The sequence below is a fragment of the Nonomuraea sp. 10N515B genome, assembly GCF_052245915.1.
In the GTDB taxonomy this organism is placed as follows: Bacteria; Actinomycetota; Actinomycetes; order Streptosporangiales; family Streptosporangiaceae; genus Nonomuraea.
The window spans coordinates 1-1744 of record NZ_JBQQBQ010000176.1 but is presented as its reverse complement, the minus strand read 5'-3'; the positions used below and the strand labels follow the sequence as shown (position 1 = coordinate 1744).

Sequence of the window (1744 nt, the reverse complement as noted above, 5' to 3'; positions counted from 1 at the left end):
CCTCGGCTATTCAGCCGGTATTTCGTTCTGAAGATCGATAACTAAAAGAAGGTGCCTCCGACCTGCGATGATCTGACTGCTGAGATCATGAACATCGCACAGAACGGACGCACCTTCCGGGTGAACGGTACGGCATGGGACCGCCGCTTGTCTGTACGAGGAGACGGCAAGGGGCTCATAGGACACGCAGGAGCCGCGCTCCTGCGCAAATGCGCTGATCAGACGGGGTTAACCGGAGCGCTGGGTGCGGTGTTCGCCCGGCTGGGCTGCCATCCGGTGTGGGACCGGGGCGTGGTGGTAGTCCAGCTCACGGTGGCGATCGCGCTGGGAGCCACCAGCATGCGGCAGATCGCCCTGCTCACCCACCAGGAGCAGCTCTTCGGCAAGCCACCGTCGGACTCCACCGTGCGGCGAGTGCTGGAGAGCGTCGGGACGTCGGACCAGCTACAGGCCTGGATCGCTCGGGCTCGGGCGCGGGTACGGCGGCACGTGTGGCAGCTGGTCGCCACGACGGAGACGGGATTCCCCTGGCTGCAGGTGGCGGGCAAGGTCCTGACCGGCTGGGTGATCATTGACCTGGACGCCACGCTGATCACCGCACACTCCGACAAGCAGGGCGCTTCGGCGACGTTCAAGAAGGGCTGGGGCTTTCACCCGCTGGCCGCCTGGTGCGCCAACACGCACGAATCGCTGGCGATGCTGCTGCGCACCGGATCGGCCGGCTCCAACACCGCTCTCGACCACGTGCGGGTTCTCACCGAAGCCATCAGGCAGATCCCCGACGGCTTCCGGGCCAAGATCTGGATCCGGATCGACGGCGCGGGCGCCACCCACGACCTGGTCGAGCACATGAAGGGCCTGAACACCACCCGGCGCACCGTCCGCTTCACCGTCGGCTGGAAGATCACCGACACCGACGAGACCGCGATCGCCAAACTGCCCGAGAATGCCTGGCAGGCCGCCATCCGCCAGGACGGTGAGGTCCACGCGCACGCGCAGGTGGCCGAGCTCACCGGTCTGGATGAACGCGCCACGTTGTGGGGTGTGCGGCTGCTGGTCCGCCGCGTGCGCCCCTCGACCCGCGACGCGGCGCAGCTCACCGCCCTGGAGAAGAAGACCGGCTTCAAGTACGCGATCATCGCCACCAACCTCGGGCCACGCGGCCTGCGCGGCATCCCCGGCAGCCATCAACTCGCCTTCATCGACGCCGTCCACCGCGACCACGCCGAGGTCGAAGACCGAGTGCGCACCAACAAGGCCATGGGGTTGCGCAACCTGCCGTCCAAGACATGGAACGTCAACGTCGGCTGGATGCTGGCCTGCAACCTCGCGGCCGATCTCGACGCCTGGACCCGCCTGCTCGGCCTGCACGACGACCCGGAACTGGTCCGCGCCGAACCTCCGACCCTCCGCTACTGCCTGTGGCACCTGCCCGCCCGGCTGATCTCGCATGCCCGCCGACGGATCCTGAAGATCAGCACCACCTGGCCATGGAAAAACGCGTTCCTGATCTGCTGGCAGCGCCTGTGCGCCCTGCCAGCACCCCTCTGACCAGCTCGAATGTGCCCGCCAAGAAGAGGAAGGAGTGACCAGCAGCCGCGCGGACCCGTGGAAAACCGCCGCCCACCGAGCGCTTCGGGCGGCCACCCACACCCCGGCGCACGAAGGAATCAGACGATCAGGCGGAAACCTCCGTCTGCCCTCACAACTCAACCGGGACGACCGTCCCCTGAGTCATCGAGGC

The 1744-nt window shown here is 67.1% G+C and carries 1 protein-coding gene; it reads left to right on the top strand.

Translation table 11 applies throughout. The features are described 5' to 3' along the window. The first annotated feature begins 87 nt into the window (after positions 1–87). Positions 88–1551 carry an IS1380 family transposase gene (locus ACTWQA_RS58850; RefSeq protein ID WP_443167470.1) on the top strand — a complete coding sequence of 488 codons (1464 nt, stop codon included), beginning with the start codon at positions 88–90 and terminating at the stop codon, positions 1549–1551. Positions 1552–1744: the final 193 nt, after the last annotated feature.